Origin of the sequence: Ruminococcus sp. RTP21358st1_G6_RTP21358_211008 (assembly GCF_040908885.1) — a bacterium.
Lineage (GTDB): Bacteria > Bacillota > Clostridia > Lachnospirales > Lachnospiraceae > Blautia_A > Blautia_A faecis.
Genome location: NZ_JBDGDM010000010.1, coordinates 61,949 through 80,813 on the forward strand (window position 1 = coordinate 61,949; position 18,865 = coordinate 80,813).

At 44.8% G+C, this 18,865-nt stretch carries 12 protein-coding genes, 1 pseudogene and 1 other annotated feature; of the genes and pseudogenes, 3 read left to right on the forward strand and 10 right to left on the reverse strand.

Annotated elements, in window-relative coordinates; genetic code table 11:
* Positions 1-60 precede the first annotated feature (60 nt).
* The 3 genes from AB5Z12_RS05750 to sstT all read left to right on the forward strand — a co-directional run bounded on the left by AB5Z12_RS05750 (position 61) and on the right by sstT (position 4,679).
* Positions 61-1,818 carry a sensor histidine kinase gene (locus AB5Z12_RS05750; protein ID WP_226840987.1) on the forward strand — a complete coding sequence of 586 codons (1,758 nt, stop codon included), beginning with the start codon at positions 61-63 and terminating at the stop codon, positions 1,816-1,818.
* Complete coding sequence (locus tag AB5Z12_RS05755) at positions 1,808-3,331, forward strand: response regulator (RefSeq protein ID WP_173716396.1); 1,524 nt, start codon at positions 1,808-1,810, stop codon at positions 3,329-3,331. Before AB5Z12_RS05750 ends, AB5Z12_RS05755 begins: the two co-directional genes overlap by 11 nt.
* Before the next feature lie 124 nt (positions 3,332-3,455).
* The gene (gene sstT / locus AB5Z12_RS05760) at positions 3,456-4,679 is read left to right on the forward strand and encodes a serine/threonine transporter SstT (protein ID WP_173716395.1); all 1,224 of its coding nucleotides are present in this window, start codon (positions 3,456-3,458) and stop codon (positions 4,677-4,679) included.
* Between the two features lie 112 nt (positions 4,680-4,791).
* Here the strand turns inward: sstT and AB5Z12_RS05765 are convergent.
* From AB5Z12_RS05765 to AB5Z12_RS05810, 10 genes and pseudogenes are all read right to left on the reverse strand, one after another.
* A pseudogene (locus AB5Z12_RS05765) lies at positions 4,792-4,860 on the reverse strand (DUF6783 domain-containing protein); the annotation flags it as partial.
* 8 nt (positions 4,861-4,868) lie between these two features.
* Positions 4,869-5,585 carry a SigF/SigG family RNA polymerase sporulation sigma factor gene (locus tag AB5Z12_RS05770; RefSeq protein ID WP_173716394.1) on the reverse strand — a complete coding sequence of 239 codons (717 nt, stop codon included), beginning with the start codon at positions 5,583-5,585 and terminating at the stop codon, positions 4,869-4,871.
* Positions 5,586-5,597: 12 nt separating this feature from the next.
* Positions 5,598-6,023, reverse strand: coding sequence for an anti-sigma F factor (gene spoIIAB, locus AB5Z12_RS05775; RefSeq protein ID WP_118583239.1), 426 nt, complete (start codon positions 6,021-6,023; stop codon positions 5,598-5,600).
* Positions 6,023-6,367, reverse strand: coding sequence for an STAS domain-containing protein (locus tag AB5Z12_RS05780; RefSeq protein WP_148461256.1), 345 nt, complete (start codon positions 6,365-6,367; stop codon positions 6,023-6,025). Before AB5Z12_RS05780 ends, spoIIAB begins: the two co-directional genes overlap by 1 nt.
* A 123-nt stretch (positions 6,368-6,490) precedes the next feature.
* Entirely contained in the window at positions 6,491-7,855 is a 1,365-nt protein-coding gene (locus AB5Z12_RS05785; protein WP_195589075.1) for a lipopolysaccharide assembly protein LapB, read from the reverse strand.
* Between the two features lie 15 nt (positions 7,856-7,870).
* Positions 7,871-8,023 (reverse strand): hypothetical protein, encoded by a 153-nt coding sequence (locus AB5Z12_RS05790; protein ID WP_021925740.1) that lies wholly within the window; start codon positions 8,021-8,023, stop codon positions 7,871-7,873.
* A gap of 67 nt (positions 8,024-8,090) precedes the next feature.
* A complete protein-coding gene (locus AB5Z12_RS05795; protein ID WP_334285933.1) occupies positions 8,091-9,398 on the reverse strand; it encodes a folylpolyglutamate synthase/dihydrofolate synthase family protein in 1,308 nt (435 codons plus the stop codon).
* A 274-nt stretch (positions 9,399-9,672) separates the two neighbouring features.
* Entirely contained in the window at positions 9,673-11,685 is a 2,013-nt protein-coding gene (locus tag AB5Z12_RS05800; RefSeq protein WP_173773381.1) for an LTA synthase family protein, read from the reverse strand.
* A gap of 14 nt (positions 11,686-11,699) precedes the next feature.
* Entirely contained in the window at positions 11,700-14,351 is a 2,652-nt protein-coding gene (locus AB5Z12_RS05805) for a valine--tRNA ligase (protein WP_173773382.1), read from the reverse strand.
* A gap of 38 nt (positions 14,352-14,389) precedes the next feature.
* Positions 14,390-14,671, reverse strand: a binding site (T-box leader).
* A 121-nt stretch (positions 14,672-14,792) separates the two neighbouring features.
* A complete protein-coding gene (locus AB5Z12_RS05810; protein WP_368357339.1) occupies positions 14,793-18,863 on the reverse strand; it encodes an FtsX-like permease family protein in 4,071 nt (1,356 codons plus the stop codon).
* Between the last annotated feature and the right edge of the window lie 2 nt (positions 18,864-18,865).

Below are 18,865 nucleotides of genomic sequence, written 5' to 3' on the forward strand. Positions count from 1 at the left end.
TTTTGAAATGTGGGATAATATAAAAGTAATTATTTTTCCAAATTAAGGAGGTTTTCCATTTTGGCTGATCACACTCCTAAGAAATATCCCTCTCTCAGATTTTTCATTACCGTCACCATTATGATCATCGTGGGATTCGTTTTACTATTATCTGTGGGATTTTATTATATCAAAACTTCTTCTATATTAAGAAAGACCTCCCGCGACTCCATTGTGCGGGAGTTAAATCAGGTCAATGATACCATACAGGACCAGGTGGAGACAATTGATTCCGTCATTCCTCTTTTTATGTCTAATGAGGTGATCCAGAATGCACTGGAAAATCCGGACGCGGGAACCAATCATCCATTTTCCGTAGAGCGGCAGATGTCTTATATTTATAACAGTTCTGCTCTTTCCGAAAAGAATTTCACAGATTCCATTTACATTTATAACAATCATAACATTATTTACCATGCCTATACTTCCGGGATTCTGGAAAACGTGGAAGATACCTCAGACTTTCTGCAAAGTACCATCGACGCCTCTGATCCGCACCTGATGTGTTATACTTCCCCGCTACACGAACAGAACATGTACTTTGCCCGCAATCTGTATAGCAGCAATTCAGGAAACAGGATTGGTATGATTGTTATCAACATCAATGCCAGGAAATGGATTGAATACTGCTCGAAGACCATTGATTCATCCTGGTTTATTATGCTTTTTAACAGAGAATTTTCCCTTAGTACAGATTCTGATTTTTCAGGAGAGGATCTTCAGACTTTATATTCCAGTCTGAATACAAAAAAAGGCTCTGTGCTGTTTAAGGAACAAAGCTTTGCCGGCAAAGATTATTTCATGGCATCCCAGTCCCTGGAACGACTGGGACTTACCTCCGCAGTGGCCGCTCCCAAAGAACTGCTTCTTGAAAACCTGAACAGTACCCTGAAATCCTATCTTCTGGTTACCCTGGCAGTGGCTCTCATTGCCCTGTTTGCGGCATTTATTATTTCCCGGGCAGTTACCCGTCCCATTGATACCATGATTCTTCTCATCAATGAGATTTCAAAAGGAAACCGCAGCTCCCTTCCGCCAGAAAGCTTTTATCAGGAATTCCAGGTGTGGGCCCAGTCCTTTAATCAGATGCTTCTGCAGCTTGACACCTATTATCAGGATATTTATCAGCAAAAACTTCTTATAAAAAATGCCGAGATCCGTGCTCTTCAGTCCCAGATGGATCCACACTTTCTTTTCAATGTGCTCAACACTATTGCATGGAAAGCCCAGATGATTGACAACGAAGAGATTTATGAGATGGTAATTTCCCTGGGAAGCCTGATGAAAATGAACACCCTCTCCCGAAATCACAATTTCACTTCCATTTCAAAAGAAATGGAATATGTGCGACTTTATGTATATCTTCAGCAGATGCGTTTCGAGGACAAAATTTCCTGCGATATCCAGATACCGGAACAGGCTCTTTCCTGCGAAATCCCCTGTCTTTCCATTCAGCCACTTGTGGAAAATGCAATTGTCCACGGTCTGGAACCCAAGAAAGGAAAAGGTCATCTGATCATCCAGATCATAGAGGGAGATGACCAAATGCTGGAAATCTGCATTATTGACGACGGAATCGGTTTTGAAGTGATACCAGATATTCAGTCCATCCGGCATTCTGAGAAAGACAGCCACACTCACATCGGCATGAAAAACCTGGACAAGCGGCTGAAACTGCTTTATGGATCAGACTCGGGGATAAAGATCACAAGCCTTCCAAACAAGTGCACCACAGTTTCTTTCCACATTCCAAGAAAGGAGTTTTCCCATGATATTTAAGCTTCTTGTAGTTGACGACGAAGTCACTATGCGAAAAGGTATTTCCAATTATATGAACTGGGCATCCATCGACTGTCAGGTTGTGGGAAGCGCTTCTGACGGAATGGAGGCCATAGATTTTCTGAAAAATCATCCTGTGGATATCGTAATCACAGATATCAAAATGCCCGCTGCAGACGGACTGGAAGTAGCTCGCTTTGTTCACGAAAATCATCCTATGACAAAGGTGATCATCCTGACCGGATACGCTGATTTTGAGTACGCACAGACTGCCATCAAATATCACGTCACCTCCTTCATTTTAAAGCCAACCAATAAAAAAGAACTTTTCGCTGCTGTCCAGGAGGCTCAAAAGCAACTGATTGTTTCCCAACAGCAGGAGAATATTGCAAAAGAAGGTGTCTTTTTCCTGAAGGATCAGCTGATGCAGGAGCTGACTGACCATCCCTGCACAGAAGAATTAAAAGAAAAGCTTCTTTCCCTTGGACTTCACATGGATTGCTATTATGTAGCAGCTTTTAAACCCTCTTCCGATGAACCGGATCTGTCAGCTCTGAAAAAAATTGTAATTGCGGAGAAAAAGAACACCTATTGTTACCGTTATAACAATTTAATCCTGAATGTTTATTTCCAGACGGAGCCCAGCCCTTCCATTCCAGAATATATTCTGGAAAACTGTCGTGAGATCTCCGGTATTGTAAAGGCATTCAGTTCTTCTGAAATTCTTACCGGGATCAGTGCTCTTCATCAATCCCCGGAAGCGTTTCAGATGGCAGTTTCCGAGGCCATCCAGGCACTTACCCATAACTTTTATAGCGAACAACGAATTTCTGTTTTTGAAAGCATCAATTCCGAGGAATCTGCGGAACTTTCTGTAGAAAATTCACTGAATCTTTATCAGATTGAAAGCAGTCTGAACAACTGGGCTTTCCAGGAAGCCAGTTCTGTTTCCAATCATATTTTTTCCAAGTTCAAAAGCAGTTTTACCAATTCACAGGATGCAAAGAATATCTGTTCCCAGATTTACTACATCTGCTGCCGTGTACTGGTAAAAAAAGAGCTGGAGCCTGTTCCCCTTAGATATCTGGAAGACCTTTTGAAATCCCGGGATATTTTTGCCCTGGAGAGTGCTGTTTCTCAGATCATGGAATATACCAGGGAAAACAGTATGAACACCCATGCAGTTCCCAATTACATTATAGAAAACACCATACAGTATATTGTCCAGAATCTGGCTGGAAATCTCTCCCTGGATACCATTGCTCAGGAACTGCATATTTCCCCCTCCCACCTAAGCCGCACCTTCAAAAAGGCAACCTCCTGTTCTCTTACTGAGTACATCAATAAGGAGCGCATTCATAAGGCAAAGGAGCTTCTGCATAATACGGATCTGCTTACTTACGAAATTGCAGAAGCTGTGGGATATAAGGATGCCACCTATTTTTCTTCGATTTTCCGGAAATATGAAGGCCTGAGCCCTTCTGAATATAAAACAAAGTTTTTTGTACAATAGAGATACAATAGAGATTCACTGCAATTTTCCTAAAAGTTTGTTGCACAATCCCCTCACATCCTTTATAATTAGTTAATTGATTAATCTTTTATCAAATTAAAGAGGGAAAGAGGTAAAGAAACAAATGAAAAATCTATGGAACAAATGGACCGGGATTGCACTGGTAAAACGAATCGTCGTCGGTCTGATTCTTGGTGCCATCCTTGGAGTTGCAGCCCCCGGTGCAACCAGCATTGCCATCCTTGGTGATGTATTTGTAGGTGCCCTGAAAGCCATCGCACCCCTTCTGGTATTCTTTCTGGTTCTCAGTTCACTGTGCAACGCAGGAAAATCCCATGGCGGCGTTATCAAAACAGTAGTTGCCCTTTACATGTTCAGCACTGTACTGGCAGCTGTGATTGCCGTTTTCGCCAGCATGATTTTCCCTGTACAGCTGACACTTACCAATGCAGCCGCAGACGCCAGTGCTCCACAGGGTATTGTGGAGGTCCTCAGCAACCTTCTTCTGAATATTGTTGCCAACCCGGTATCTTCCCTGGTGAATGCAAACTATGTAGGTATCCTTACCTGGGCCATCCTTCTTGGACTTGCCCTTCGTACAGCAAATGACACCACCAAAAAAGTCCTTGCTGACATTGCAGACGGAACATCCCTGGTGGTCAGCTGGATCATCAACCTGGCACCCTTCGGAATCTTCGGTCTGGTATTTAACACCGTATCCACCAACGGATTAGACATTTTCACTACCTATGGAAGACTACTGCTGCTGTTGGTAGGCAGCATGCTTTTCATCTACTTTGTAACAAACCCGCTTCTGGTTTACTGGTGTATCCGCAAGAATCCATATCCGCTGATTCTGCACTGCCTGAAGAAAAGTGCCATCACCGCATTCTTCACCAGAAGTTCCGCTGCCAATATTCCAGTAAATATGAAAGCCTGTGAGGAGATGGGGCTTGACCGTGACACCTATTCCGTAACCATTCCTCTTGGTGCAACCATCAACATGGACGGAGCTGCTATCACCATCACCGTTATGACAATGGCAACTGCTTTTACCCTTGGAATCCACGTTGATATCCCAACCGCCATCATCCTCAGCCTTCTTGCAGCCCTTTCTGCATGTGGTGCTTCCGGTGTTGCCGGCGGATCCCTCCTTCTGATTCCTATGGCCTGCTCCCTTTTCGGAATTTCTGACGACATTTCCATGCAGGTTGTAGCTGTAGGCTTTATTATCGGAGTTATCCAGGACTCAGTTGAGACAGCCCTTAACTCCTCTTCTGACCTGCTTCTCTCTGCTTCTGCAGAGTTCAGACAGTGGCGTCTGGAAGGAAAAGAGATTAAATTCTAACACCCAATAATGCTCTGGAAAATATGAGAAAATACTTTGCTTTTTCTCCTTTTCCAGAGCATATTTGAAAAAGGCTTTCTGCAAGATGTGCGTCACAATTTGTGGGAGAATTGGCCGGGATCAGGGCACCATAGCGGGCTACGTCAACTGAATCCGGGAAAAATATACCGCAAAGTTTCACTTTGGCTCTTACTTCTCCATTTCTCTCAGCTTCTTCAATATCCTTTTCTCCATCCTAGAAATCTGAACCTGGGACATTCCCATTTTTTTTGCAACCTCTGTCTGTGTCATATCCTGAAAATACCGAAATACAATCAGTCTTTTCTCCTCTCCTTCCAATTTTTCCAGAATCTCCTCCAGAAAAATCCGGTTCAAAAGCTTTTCATGGCGATCCTCTTTTTCCGGAAGCCTGTCCACAAGCTGCAAATCCGTTCCATCTCCCTGATACACAGTCTTGTAAATAGAATCCACCTCTGCAGCCGATTCCAGCGTCATCGCCAATTCTTCCATCGGCATATCCATAGCATCTGAAAGTTCTCTTAGATCCGGCTCACGGCCTAACTTTTTCTCCAGTTCCTCCCTCATTTTACAGATCTTATATTGATTCTCTTTTATGGAGCGGCTCACCTTCAGAATTCCATCATCCCTAAGAAACCGCTTAATCTCTCCAATGATCATTGGTACTGCATAAGTAGAAAACTTCACATCAAATTCAGGATTGAAATGATCTACAGCCTTCAAAAGCCCGATGCTTCCAATTTGAAAAAGGTCCTCCATTTCCACCCCTCTCCCCAGAAAACGCCTGGCAACACTATACACCAGTCCCATATTTTCCGAAAACAAAGTATCTCTTGCCTCTTTATCTCCCTGGTGAATGCGCCCAATGAGAGCAAGAGTGTGATCCATGCTTCCTCCTGATCAATTACCGATTTTTTTGCTCATATGCACACAGGTTCCTTTTCCAACCTGTGAGGTGACTTTAACCTCATCCATAAATGCTTCCATAAAAGTAAACCCCATTCCTGACCTGTCCTGATCAGCGCGGGTCGTATATAAGGGCTCCATTGCTTTTTCCACATCTGCAATCCCTATGCCATCATCCTCAATATCCAGATAAATTGTTCTCTCTTTTCTGACACACTTCATCCGTATCTTATGTACCTCGCCTTGATAGCCATGAATGATACAGTTGGTTACAGCCTCTGACACAGCCGTTTTCAAATCTGCTACTTCCTCCAGTGTGGGGTTCAGCTGGGTGCAAAATGCCGCAGCAGCTACCCTTGCCAACCCTTCATTCTCCGGACGGCTATCAAAAATAATGGTCATTTCGTTGGAATTTCCCATCAGACTCCCCTCCCTTCCAGCTGCATCTCATTTTCTGTTCTTTCCAGTTCCAGAAATTTACTCACACCTGAAAGCCGCAGCAATTTTTCAATATATCCGCTTACATGGCAGGCCTTCATGCAGCCAGAACGCATCCCCAGAGCCCGGTATCTCCCCATGATCAAACCTACGCCCGAACTGTCCATAAAAACAGTATTTCCAAAGTCAAAACAAATGGTTCTGATATATATTTTTCCCATAATCCTGTCTGATTCTCTCCGGATCAGCTCAGAAGCCGGATGATCCAGTTCCTCAGGCAGTTTAATATTCAGACAGGTTCCCGTAGTTTCAAAAACAGGTTTCATAAATAAAATCCCCCTTTTTTACTCTATTTTGACCCTCTGCACAGGAAAAAGAAAAAGAGATGTGCAGGTCTATCCCGCACATCCCCGGTTCAGAGGTTTCTCATTATTGTAATTCAGAAATTTTTATTCATAATACTGAAAATCACCATTTTCATCATAATATCCGTTTTCGTCGCTGTAATCAGAATATCCGGATTCATCATACCCACTGTCACCAGATGCATCATTGTAAGAACTGTCATAACCAGAGGAATCCGTTTCAGAGCCTTCTGTTGTATTGTCAGTTCCATCATTGCTTTCGGAATCAGAGGAATCTTCGCTGCCCTCAGACTTACTGTCTTCCGTGATTCCAGACACACCAGTAGCTGAACAGATGGTATTATAAATTCCCATTACATCATCTCCCAGCTGATCTTCATAAACCTTCTGGATTTCCAACGCAGCTGCATCATACTCATTCTGTGTATAAGCTGCATACGCATTCAGAAGTGCCTGATAACTGGTGCTCTTCTTCTGCTCGGCATCAAGCTGCTGGGTGATTTCCTCTGCCACATCTCCGGATTCCTTCGCCTCACCCTGGGCTTTGGAAAGCTCCGCACCCTGGCTGACCAGAGACTCGCTGTACTTTACAATCTGTTGATTGGCTTCTCTGTAAATCCCCTGCTTGATAGCCGGAACTGCCAGAAACCAAAATGCAGCCGCACCTGCTGCCACACCCGCCATAAGTGTCACAAACAGTGAAATTCTTGAATTTTCCCTGTAAACTGCCGGCTGTACCACAGTACTTCTGGAAATCTCATCCGAACCTTCTGTCTTGCCCTTGGCACCCAAAAGTCCTTTTTTCTGTTTCTCAAGTCTGGTCGTTACACCGGTTCTCTCATCTACTTCACGAAGAAAACGTAATGTAGTTGTATTGGTCTTATCAATACGAGCCGCCTTTTTCAAGGTTCTTCTTGCCTTGCCCCAGTCATGATTCTTCATATAGATCAGCGCCAGCAGGTGATAGCCTTTGATCAGCTTGGTATTCTGGTTCAGAATTTTGCGAAGCTGAATAGCAGCCATATCCTCATGGCCTTCCCTGCAAAGAGCCAGGGCATTATTATATTTTCTTATTGTCTCATTAATAGCATCCAGTTTATTCGAATTCGCCTGAAGACGATTAATATATTCATTCGCAATATTCCGGGTAGGCTGCAGATTCTTACTGATCACCCACTCGCTAAGAGCAGCAACCACCTCTCCCATTTCAAAATACACAAGACCCAGAAGATTTCTCGCCTGGATATTTCTCTTGTTAAAGGTAAGGCTCTGCTTCAGACAGTTAACAGCTCCTGAAAGGTCTCGGATACTTGCCTTCTCCAAGCCCTGATTGTAATAAAGTTTGGATAGATACTCCACCTTTTTCTGGATCAGGACGTTGCACCCGCAATGAGGACAGTAATCCAGATCCTTGTCAGCCAGGAACGCGCCGCAATTCATACAGTTCATTAAGTATCTCCTATTCTATTTCATCCTGCGTCCGCTTTTGGACTCCCTGAGCATTTCCTGAAGAATGTCCAGAATATCCGTCAGCTCTCTATCGTAAATAGCCTCTTCCGCGTCTGTCACATCCAGACAGGGCTCAAATTTCTTCAGTTCCTCTTCGTAATCGATCATAAAATTCCTCCACAGATTTCCGGAAAATCAACCAGAAATCCCATGTTTTCTTTTTCCTGCAGACAATTTACTTTTTCAACAAGAGTGTCTTAATCTCTCCCACCAGGTAAAGAGAACCCACGCAGAACAGCATTCCGTCCTCTCCTTTGGCCTCGTGAGCCATATGAAAAGCTTCTTCAATATTATCAGAGTTTCCAACATCCTTACAGCCTTCTTTGCAAAAGATCTCTGCCAGCTCCGCAGACGGCACCTCACGGTATCCCCCAACCTCTGTGGTCACAACTTTACGGAATTTTATCCTGCTGCAAATTGTATGGATCATATCCTGGTAATCCTTATCATTCACCGCAGAAAATAAAAGTGTCAGCGGATACTCCTTCTGAAACCGCTCTGCAGTCTCCACAAACCTGCGCACGCCATCCTCATTATGTGCACCATCCACGATCACACCTGGCAAAATAGTCTCCATTCTGCCCTGCCATCTGGTATTTGCAATTCCTGCCTGCAGCTGTTCCAGCGTCACCGGAATCCTGTCTTTCAGCACTTCCATGGTAGTAAGCGCCAGAGACGCGTTCATCACCTGATACCATGCAATAAAAGGAATATGGAACCTGGTATCCCCATAATAATCGTCCTCCAGGGAAAAATCAATGCCGTCTTTATTATTTCCCAGTACCTTTGCTCCAGCCTGAACTACTTTATAAGCCGGACTTCCAAGCTCCTTTGCCTTCGCAGCGATTACTTCTGCCGCATCCTTGTCATTTCCATCATAGATTACAGGAACTCCCGGAACAATGATTCCAGCCTTCTCCCCTGCAATCTCTCTTACCGTATTTCCCAAAAACTGCATATGATCCAGACTGATAGATGTGATCACGCAAGCTACCGGATTCTCTACCGCTGTAGTCGCATCCAGCCTTCCGCCAAGCCCGGTTTCCAAAGTCACATAGTCCACCCCTGCCTCTGCAAAGATCACCATTCCCATAAGAAACAGCATCTCAAAATAAGTAGGATGGTAACTTCCTTCAGCCACAAGCTCGTCCGCCAGCACTTTCACTCTCTCAAAAGCTTTCAAAAAGGTGTCATCATCAATATTCACCTCATTGATCTGAAACCGCTCGTTGATCTTCACCAGATGGGGAGACGTAAACAGACCGCAGGAATACCCTGCCTCCCTGAGAATAGATGTGAGAAACGCACAGGTGCTCCCCTTCCCATTCGTTCCCGCAACATGTATCACCTTAAACTTCTCCTGTGGATTTCCCAGTCTCCTCAGGCATTCCTTCGTATGCTCCAGGCTGTTCTTTTTTGTAAACTTCGGAGTCTCCTCAATATAAGCAACCGCTTCCTCATAATTCATAATCTTAACCACCATTTATCTATTGTATTTCGTCCGTAACTTTTCATTCTCATAGTAAGTCTGGCAGAATATACTGCCTTCTGAATAGTTCCATTCCTCTACCATTATATAATAGTCACACCAGAAGTCCACCCCTAATCGTAACTTTTTATCCGACAAACCTCGCACAGAAGAAATCAGAGAGGTTCCGAAAAAATCTCATACGGCAGAATTTGGGGTTAAAAAGGAGAGGACACAGTCTGAGCTCCAGCGGAGCAAATTTGTCCTCTCCTTTCTTCGTGAAACGTTCCTACCTGGAATTCACTTTCCACTGACTATCATACAATGCATAAACCGCTCTGTCAAAGCTCTTGCTAAGAGCCTTCCTCGTCGAACTGTTACTTCTCTGTACAACTGCCAGTCTGTCAAAATCCGACAGCTCCGTACCCGAGATCACCAGCATGTTCGGACTTACATATGCCGTATCATACCACTCTCCATTCAGCTTCACCTGACTGGACGGGGTGAAATTCGTGCCTTGGATATAATAAGTCCAATCCGTATCCGACACTAACCGAATGGAATCTAAGGTCACATCGTAAAGTCCCATCCGCATCTTCGTTCTCTCAAAAGGATTTTCTCCTCCATAAGCATATCGCTGACCGTACAGCACATCATACTGCAGTGTCTCCAGATCGACCTGATAATTCTTGGTATTTCTTCTTGCCTGATGATATTTCATGATCGTACCCTCATGAATACCAACTCTGTCCAGAACCTCTGCTGCGATCTGATAAGAAGCCAGATTCTCATCCTTCTTGGTAAGTCCCATATTATCCCAGATTACATACTCCGTCTGGAAAAGATACTTATTTTTCAGATCTTCCACAGTCAGTCCCATAGTAGGCAGATGATCCCCATACATAACCAGGATCACATCCTCCGGATAGTCTGCCAAAGCATCTGTTAACTCTTTCACAAACTGATCCATCTCATGAATCTGATTCACATAGTACTCCCATTTACAATTCAGCTCATCCGTAGGAGAACCGGAAACTGTAATAGAAGGATTATCCAGAATGGGCTCGCTTGGATAATCGCCATGTCCCTGCACGGAAATGGTATACACATAATCCGGACTGTCAGTAGAGTCCAGACACTTAATGATCTCATCCGTCAGCACACTGTCTTTTACCCACCCAAGAGGATTCTGTAGGTTCTCATCTGCCATATACTCTTCAGAGGTAAAGGTGTCAAATCCCAGATTTGGGAAAACAGACCTTCTTCCATAGAAGTTGGCTTCATTATTATGTACCGCATGTGTGGAATACCCCAGATTTTTCAGAACATAGGGCACACTTTCACAGGTAGTCTCCTTAAGAATACTCTTATAAGGATATTCACCTGGTCCAAAATAGTGAAGACTCATACCTGTAATGGTCTCAAATTCCGTATTTGCCGTACCGGCTCCAACAGAAGGAACCTTGTAATATCCGGAAGAATACTCTTTCATCAGCTTTCTGAAGTTCGGGATTGGATCTTCAGAAATATCCAGGTAATTTACCAGTGTCGGATCAAAGAAAGACTCAAGCTGAAGGAACAGAATATTCGGTCTCTTTCCATCCTCTTTGGTCTTTGGAAGATTGGACTCTGTCTTCTCGATCCGGTTAATCTCATCCTCAGAATAATCTCTCGGCTCACTGATACCTGTATTAAAAATAGTAGTCGCCAGACAATAAGGATAACCATAATCCTCATAAGCAAACGCGATATTGCCAAAATAATTAGACAAAACCCTTTTTTCAAGAGCCAGCTGTGTCACGCCTCCAAAAGCCACAAAACCAGCAATTACCAGCGGAATCACATACCGGTACTTAATCTTCTGCTCATACTTCGGTCCCTTGACCAGTAGGATCAAAAGCCCCAGTACAACAAGTCCGATCAAAATACATCCGATCACCACACCATAAAACGGCAGATATTTCTGCATGATCGCAATACCATCCGTCAGCATATGCAGATCCGGTCCGGTAAATGGTGTAACACGGTTCATCAGAAGAATACAGTTTACGATTCCAAGAAACAGCCAGAAAACGGAAACCACAACTCTCCAGAAGCACCGCCTGTGAAACAGATAAACGATCAGCATTGTAGTAAAAATAAACATCGTATTATAAGCAAATACCAACGGTTTTCCCGTCATATAATCCCAGGCCTCCACTACAGAGTGGCGGCACAGTGCCTCTATAAGGAAATAGAGCACTGCGCACCAGAGTGCCTGGAGAATCAGGGAAATCTTATTGCAAAATTTGCTCAGCTTCATGCAAAATCTCCTTTTTATCTCTTAAGCTGCTCAAGCTGTGTTTCAACCTTTTCTTTCATCTCTTTGTACTTCGCAAGCTTCTCCTTCTCTGCATCAACCTTGGCAGCAGGAGCCTTATTTACGAAATTTGGATTATTCAGCATTCCCTCACAGCGGGCGATTTCCTTAGTCAGTCTCTCCTGCTCCTTTGTCAGTCTCTCAAGCTCTTTTTCCTTGTCAACAAGGTCTTCCAGAGGCATATAAACAACTGCATTGGAAACAACAACAGAAACTGCATCCTCACCAATACCAGTCTTATCCTGCTGAACATGGATTTCTTTTGCAAAAGCAAGGTTTGCAAAGGATTTCTTGCTGTTCTCATACATCTGGCAGATAGCAGCATCTTTTCCAACAATGATCAGATGTGTCTTTCTGTTCTGCGGAACATTCATGCTGGTTCTTGTGTTACGGATGCCGCGGACAACCTCCTGGAAGCTTCCGATTGCAAGCTCAGCCTCAGGAGAATTCCACTCGTCCTTATATACCGGCCAGTCAGAGATCATAATGGACTCTTCCTCCGGAAGCAGTGTGCAGTAGATTTCCTCTGTGATAAATGGCATAAACGGATGAAGCAGCTTCAGTCCCTGGGTCAGCGCTGTGCGAAGTGTCCAGAGAGCCTCGTTTGCTGCCTTTGGATCCTCTTCAGCCTTCCACAGACGAACCTTGGCGATCTCAATGTACCAGTCGCAAAGCTCGTCCCACAGGAAATCATAGATCTTCTGAACTGCAATACCCAGCTCATATTTTTCCATATTGTCGGTTACTTCTTTGATCACATTGTTCAGTCTGGAAAGGATCCATTTGTCCTCAGCGCAAAGAGAACCAATCTCCGGCTCCGTTACATCCTTTCCTTCCAGATTCATAAGAACGAAACGGGAAGCATTCCAGATTTTATTTGCAAAGTTACGGCTGGATTCTACACGCTCCCAGTAGAAACGCATATCGTTTCCAGGTGCATTACCAGTCATCAGGGTAAGACGAAGAGCATCTGCGCCGTACTTGTCGATTACTTCCAGAGGGTCAATACCATTTCCAAGGGATTTACTCATCTTGCGTCCCTGGGAATCTCTTACCAGACCATGGATCAGCACATGATGGAACGGTGTCTTTCCAGTCTGCTCAAGAGCAGAGAATACCATACGAATAACCCAGAAGAAAATAATGTCATATCCGGTTACCAGCACATCTGTTGGATAGAAGTACTCCAGTTCCGGTGTCTTATCCGGCCAGCCAAGTGTGGAGAATGGCCACAGAGCAGAGCTGAACCAGGTATCCAGAGTATCCTCGTCCTGATGAAGATGTGTGCATCCGCATTTCGGACATTTTTCCGGCATTTCTCTTGCAACTACAGTCTCACCGCACTCATCGCAGTAGTAAGCCGGGATTCTGTGTCCCCACCACAGCTGACGGGAAATACACCAGTCACGGATGTTCTCCAGCCAGTGAAGGTAAGTCTTGTCAAAACGCTCCGGGACGAATTTCAGATCTCCATCCTCAAGAGTCTTGATAGCAGCTTTTGCCATTTCATCCATCTTTACAAACCACTGAGGCTTGATCATCGGCTCTACAGTTGCATGGCAGCGGTCATGAGTTCCAACGCTGTGATTGTGCGGAACAACCTTTACCAGAAGACCAAGCTTGTCCAGATCCTCTACCATGGCTTTTCTTGCTTCGTAACGATCCATGCCGGCGTATTTACCACCCAGCTCATTGATGGTAGCATCATCATTCATGATGTTAATTTCCGGAAGGTTGTGTCTCTTTCCAACCTCGAAATCGTTAGGGTCATGTGCCGGTGTGATCTTTACGCATCCGGTACCAAATTCTTTATCAACATACTCATCGGCAATAACCGGGATCTCTCTGTCTGTGAGAGGAAGCTTCAGCATTTTGCCAACAATGTCTTTGTAACGGTCATCATCCGGGTTTACTGCAACTGCAGTATCTCCAAGAAGTGTTTCCGGACGTGTTGTTGCGATTTCCACGAATTTTCCTTCTTCTCCAACAACCGGGTAATTGATGTGCCAGAAAAATCCGTCCTGATCCTCATGCTCAACCTCTGCATCGGAAATGGAAGTCTGGCATACCGGACACCAGTTGATGATACGGGAACCTTTGTAGATGTAGCCTTTTTCATATAACTTGATGAAGACTTCCTGTACAGCCTTGGAGCATCCCTCATCCATGGTGAAGCGTTCTCGCTCCCAGTCTGCAGAAGCACCAAGCTTCTTCAGCTGGTTGATAATTTTTCCGCCGTACTCTTCTTTCCACTCCCAGGCATATTCCAGGAATTTCTCACGGCCGATTTCTGCCTTGTCGATGCCTTCTTTTTTCAGTTTCTCAGTAACCTTAACCTCTGTAGCAATAGCTGCATGGTCAGTTCCCGGCTGCCACAGTGCTTCGTAGCCCTGCATTCTCTTGAAACGGATGAGAATGTCCTGCATAGTTTCATCAAGTGCATGTCCCATATGCAGCTGTCCGGTTACGTTTGGCGGCGGCATAACAATGGTAAATGGTTTCTTATCCGGGTTTACTTTTGCATGAAAATATCCGTTGTCCATCCATTTCTGGTAAAGACGTTCCTCGATTCCTTTTGGATCGTAGGTCTTTGCAAGTTCTTTGCTCATGATTTTCCTCCTAAAAAAAGAGCCCCTCACACAATTGTGTGAAGGGCGAAATTAACGCGGTACCACCTTCATTATGTGCAAAATGCAAAGTACTGTTTCCCTGAATTCATTTACAGTCTTCGCTCTGTTGTACACATATCTCTTTCCTGTAACGCTGGAATTGCGTGAAAACTTACTGCAGATATCACTGCTTGTTCAGTTTCCCGGCTCAGAAGCTACCTTCAGTGAATGCGGATCTCAAAATGTCTTCCACCACAGTTATCCCTGGACATTTCTCTCTGGGAGGGCATTTACTTACTCCTCTTCTTCAACGCTTTTCGCTGCAGCGGTCTGATCTCCTTGTAAATATCCGGAAAAAGCCGCCACTTTTATGGATATAACTATAATTGCATTCTTCCGGCTTGTCAAGCTAATTTAAAAATTTCACAATTACAATAATTTTTATTCCACACTCTTTAAGGATTCCACCATATCAATGGTTTTCAGCTTAAAATGCATCACCCCATTCACCACAATGGAAAATATGCTTGTCAGAATTCCACTGTATAAAAAGCTCAACGGCTTAATATTACGTCCAAACATAACTGCATCCACCTCAACCGTAGTAATCACATACCTGTGAATGAGAATTCCAAACACTGCTCCAAACATAATTCCAAGCACTGTCAGGATCACGTTTTCCCGAAGCACATACTGGGAGACCTCTCCGTCATAGAAGCCAAGCACCTTCAAAGTTGCCAGCTCCCTCTGTCTTTCTGTAATATTGATATTATTCAGATTATACAATACCACAAAAGCCAGCATTCCTGCGGAAACGATCAGCACCAGGATCACCGCATCCAGAGTGCTCAGCATACGGTCAACCTGTGATGCCAGACTACTGGTATAACTGATGCTGAGAGCACCAGGATTAGCAAGGATCCGGCTTCCTGCCATTTCCAGATCATCCTTGCAGTCTTCCTGCATAGTAAACACAATGTTCTCATACTCCGGCTTTTCCCCGAACGTCTGCTCATAAACCCTGGGCGTCATATAAAGGTAATGGCTCATATAATTCTCTGTGATCACAGCCACCCTCACCTTATATTCCTTATCTCCCTTTTTTAGGGGAATCATATCTCCCACCTTTAATCCCAGCAGGGATGCTGTTTTCTCGGAAATAGCAGCACCTTCGTCGGTAAGCTCATATGTTTCCCCGGTAATACGGTTCTTTAAGGTTACATCCCTTGCAAACTCACTCAGGCTCTCTGGCACAAACAGATAAATACTGACGCTGGAGCTGCCTTTCGGAGCACTGATCTTCGTCATCTGTACCCGATTGCAATGGGCGATTTGCTCATTTTCCTTCATATATTCAAACAGCTCTGCATGTTCTTCCTCTGTAGCATCGCTGTCCTCAATCACCATTCCGTCATAATGCTGAAGCTCCCGGTACTGAATAGCGGCAATATCACTGATGGAATCCTGAATCCCAAAGCCAACCAGCATCAGTCCCATGCTTCCTGCAATTCCAAAGACCGTCATGATCAGGCGCTTCTTGTAACGGAAAAGATTTCGAATTGTGGACTTCCAGGAAAAGCTTAAATGCTTCCATATAAATGTGAGCCGCTCCAGCAATACCCGCTTGCCCTCTTTCGGAGCCGGTGGGCGCATAAGAGAGGCCGGTGTCTCCTGCAGCTCCTTTCCACTTGCGAAAAGAGTGGCTCCAACTGTACATACAACAGAGGCTGCGGAAGCGATCAGTGCGAAGCCAGGCTGATAATCAATGGAAATGGTATTTGCCACGTTATGATACATAATTCCATAAGCAGTTATAATAATGTATGGAATGATTTTCTCTCCGATCAGCATTCCCAGCACACTGCCAAGAAGAGTTGCAAAAAATGCATAACAGATGTATTTTGCTGCAATAGCAGACTTCTTATATCCCAATGCCTTCAAGGTACCGATCTGGGTTCGCTGCTCCTCCACCATACGAGTCATAGTGGTAAGACTGATCAATGCCGCTACCAGGAAAAAGATGACCGGGAAAACCTGACCGATGTTTCGAAGACGATCTGCATTATCACCGTAATCCGTATATTCCGGAAGAGCCTCCCTATCTGTGACCATCCACTCCGGCATTTCCAGATCTTCCAGCTCCTTTTTCGCATCATCCAGCTTCTGCTGATTCTCGGCAATCTCATCCTCAGCATCTTTTTTGGCGTCTTCGTACTCTTTCTTTCCGTCTGCAAGGTCTTTCTCGCCTTTTTTCAAGTCTTTAGCCGCATCCTGAAGCTTTTTCACATTGTCTGTAATCTCTTTTTCACCGTCTGCAAGCTTCTTCTCATTGTCTGCGATTTCTTTCTCACCATCGGCAAGTTTTGCCTCATTTTCTGCAATCTCTTGCTCACCGGAAGTAAGCTTTGCCTCATTTTCCGCAATTTGCCGGGCACCGGAATTATACTGTTCCAGGCCGGAAGCATACTGCGCTTCGTTGTCATTCAGCTTTGCCACATTGGCATCCAGTTCCGCCTGTCCTGCTGCCAGGGTCTCTGCATTGGAATCAATTTCTTTCTGGGCTTTATTCAGTTTTTTCTTTGCTGCCTTTAACTGCTTCTGACCTTTTTCCAGTTCCTGTTCCCCTGCCTCTATCTCAGCTTTCGAGGCAGCAAGAGTATTCTCCTGTTCCTGAATCTGAATCCATCCGGCATCAATCTGTGCCTGACCTGCTGTTATCTGTTCCAGACCAGCATTCAGCTCGCTTTCTTTCTGCGAAAGCTGGGAAAGTCCATCCTCGACTGTTGCAAGCCCGCTTTCCAACTCACTTCTGTTCGCTGCAAGCTGCTGCCGCTGACTCTCAATCTGCGCTTCACTTGCCTGAATCTGCTGGGTTACCGCCGCCTCCTGTTCTTCCAGTGCAGACACCTGAGCTGCCAGAATATCTATTTCCTCCTGGGAAGCATCCGGATTTTCCAGTGCTGCTTTGTAACTTGCGCGTACTATCTCAAGCTGGCTCTGCAGCTCCATCAGCTGAGCTTTTGCACTTTCCAAAGCACTTATTCCATCCTGAAGCTGGGCTTCTCCTGCTGATACCTGGGAAAGTCCATCTGTAATCTGCTGCTTCTGGACATTTAACTGGGTTCTGGTACTTTCGATCTGCTGCTGTCCGGCAATGATCTCCGCTTTTGACTGATCCAGTTCACTTTGCTTTGTTGTCAAAGTCTGCTTTGCGGCTTCTAACTGCTGCTCGCCTGCCTCAATCTGGGCTTTTCCATCTGCAAGTTTCGCTTTATTTTCATCTAAAGTCTTCTGATTTTCCTCTAATTCTGCCAGACCACTGGTTACCTGCTTCTGCGCGGAATCAAGCTGAGCCTGTCCGTCAGCAAGCTGGGCTTTTGCTGCATTTACCTGACTCCATCCATCATCCAGCTGGCTTCTGGCAGTGTCAAGCTGGCTTTTGCTGGAGGAAAGCTGACTCCTGGCAGATTCCAGCTGACTTTTTCCATCAGCAAGCTGCGCTTTCGCATCTTCTAACTGGTTTTTCCCATCAGCAAGCTCTGTCTTCGCATCTTCCAGCTGTTTTTTTCCATCGGCAAGCTCTGTTTTTGCGTCTTCTAACTGGGATTTTCCATCTTCATACTCGTTCCTGCCGTCTTCTAAATCCTTTTCACCTTTATCCAGCTCTTCTTTTGCGTCAGCAAGCTTTTCATCTGCCTCTTTTTTCCCATCGTCCAGCTTCTTCTGGGCATCATTGATTTCCTCCTGTGCATCCGCCTTCACAGCTGCAAGGCGGATCTGACAGCGATCATCTGCTATGTTTTCAACACGGTCTTTGATCTTGGCGATCAGATTCTCATAACCGTCTGTATAACTTGTAAGACCCTTTGCTCCATGAACGGTCACATAAATCTGCGTATAAATTTCCTGGTCAAAATCTTCTGGGAGCACATATCCAAATCCATTGACTTCACCAGTTCCAAGGGTGGTATTTCCTCTATTAAAGGAAATATAAAGAGGACTTCTTCCAGTTCCCACTACCGTATATTCTGTGGTCACAAGAACGGGGGAATCTCCTTCTTCACGCAAAGCCACCTTATCTCCTACCTTATATTCATTGGAAGAAGCAAATGTGCTATCCAGAAAAATCTCTCCACTTTTTTCCGGAAGGCGTCCCTCCTGCACATCCAGTTTATTCACTGTGTCATTTATGGATTCAATGTGAAGAACCTTCTGCTTCTGGCCTTCCCCGCACATCACATCGGTAGACCAGGCACCTTCTGCGGACTCGATGCCATCTATACTTTCTATGGAAGAAACATCATCAGATGTCAGGCCCATTGTGCCCACAACCTTGATATCCATCAGGCTGCTTTCGTCATAATAGGCATCTCCGGAATAGCGCATATCCGGCGAGGAAGCCTGAATACCGGAAAAGAAGGCCACTCCAAGAGCCACGATCAGAAGAATGGAGATAAACCTGGATTTGCTTTTTCGGATCTCCATCCAGAATTCTTTTCTTAATGCTTTCATCT

Excerpts from the sequence above, each read along its gene's own strand:
- AB5Z12_RS05800 (WP_173773381.1), bottom strand. The coding sequence starts at position 11,685 with ATGAAGCTGAGCAAATTTTGCAATAAGATTTCCCTGATTCTCCAGGCA.
- AB5Z12_RS05785 (WP_195589075.1), bottom strand. The coding sequence starts at position 7,855 with ATGAACTGTATGAATTGCGGCGCGTTCCTGGCTGACAAGGATCTGGAT.
- AB5Z12_RS05795 (WP_334285933.1), bottom strand. The coding sequence starts at position 9,398 with ATGGTGGTTAAGATTATGAATTATGAGGAAGCGGTTGCTTATATTGAG.
- AB5Z12_RS05780 (WP_148461256.1), bottom strand. The coding sequence starts at position 6,367 with ATGAAACCTGTTTTTGAAACTACGGGAACCTGTCTGAATATTAAACTG.
- sstT (WP_173716395.1), top strand. The coding sequence starts at position 3,456 with ATGAAAAATCTATGGAACAAATGGACCGGGATTGCACTGGTAAAACGA.
- AB5Z12_RS05805 (WP_173773382.1), bottom strand. The coding sequence starts at position 14,351 with ATGAGCAAAGAACTTGCAAAGACCTACGATCCAAAAGGAATCGAGGAA.
- AB5Z12_RS05810 (WP_368357339.1), bottom strand. The coding sequence starts at position 18,863 with ATGAAAGCATTAAGAAAAGAATTCTGGATGGAGATCCGAAAAAGCAAA.
- AB5Z12_RS05770 (WP_173716394.1), bottom strand. The coding sequence starts at position 5,585 with ATGGATCACACTCTTGCTCTCATTGGGCGCATTCACCAGGGAGATAAA.
- AB5Z12_RS05790 (WP_021925740.1), bottom strand. The coding sequence starts at position 8,023 with ATGATCGATTACGAAGAGGAACTGAAGAAATTTGAGCCCTGTCTGGAT.
- AB5Z12_RS05755 (WP_173716396.1), top strand. The coding sequence starts at position 1,808 with ATGATATTTAAGCTTCTTGTAGTTGACGACGAAGTCACTATGCGAAAA.
- spoIIAB (WP_118583239.1), bottom strand. The coding sequence starts at position 6,023 with ATGGGAAATTCCAACGAAATGACCATTATTTTTGATAGCCGTCCGGAG.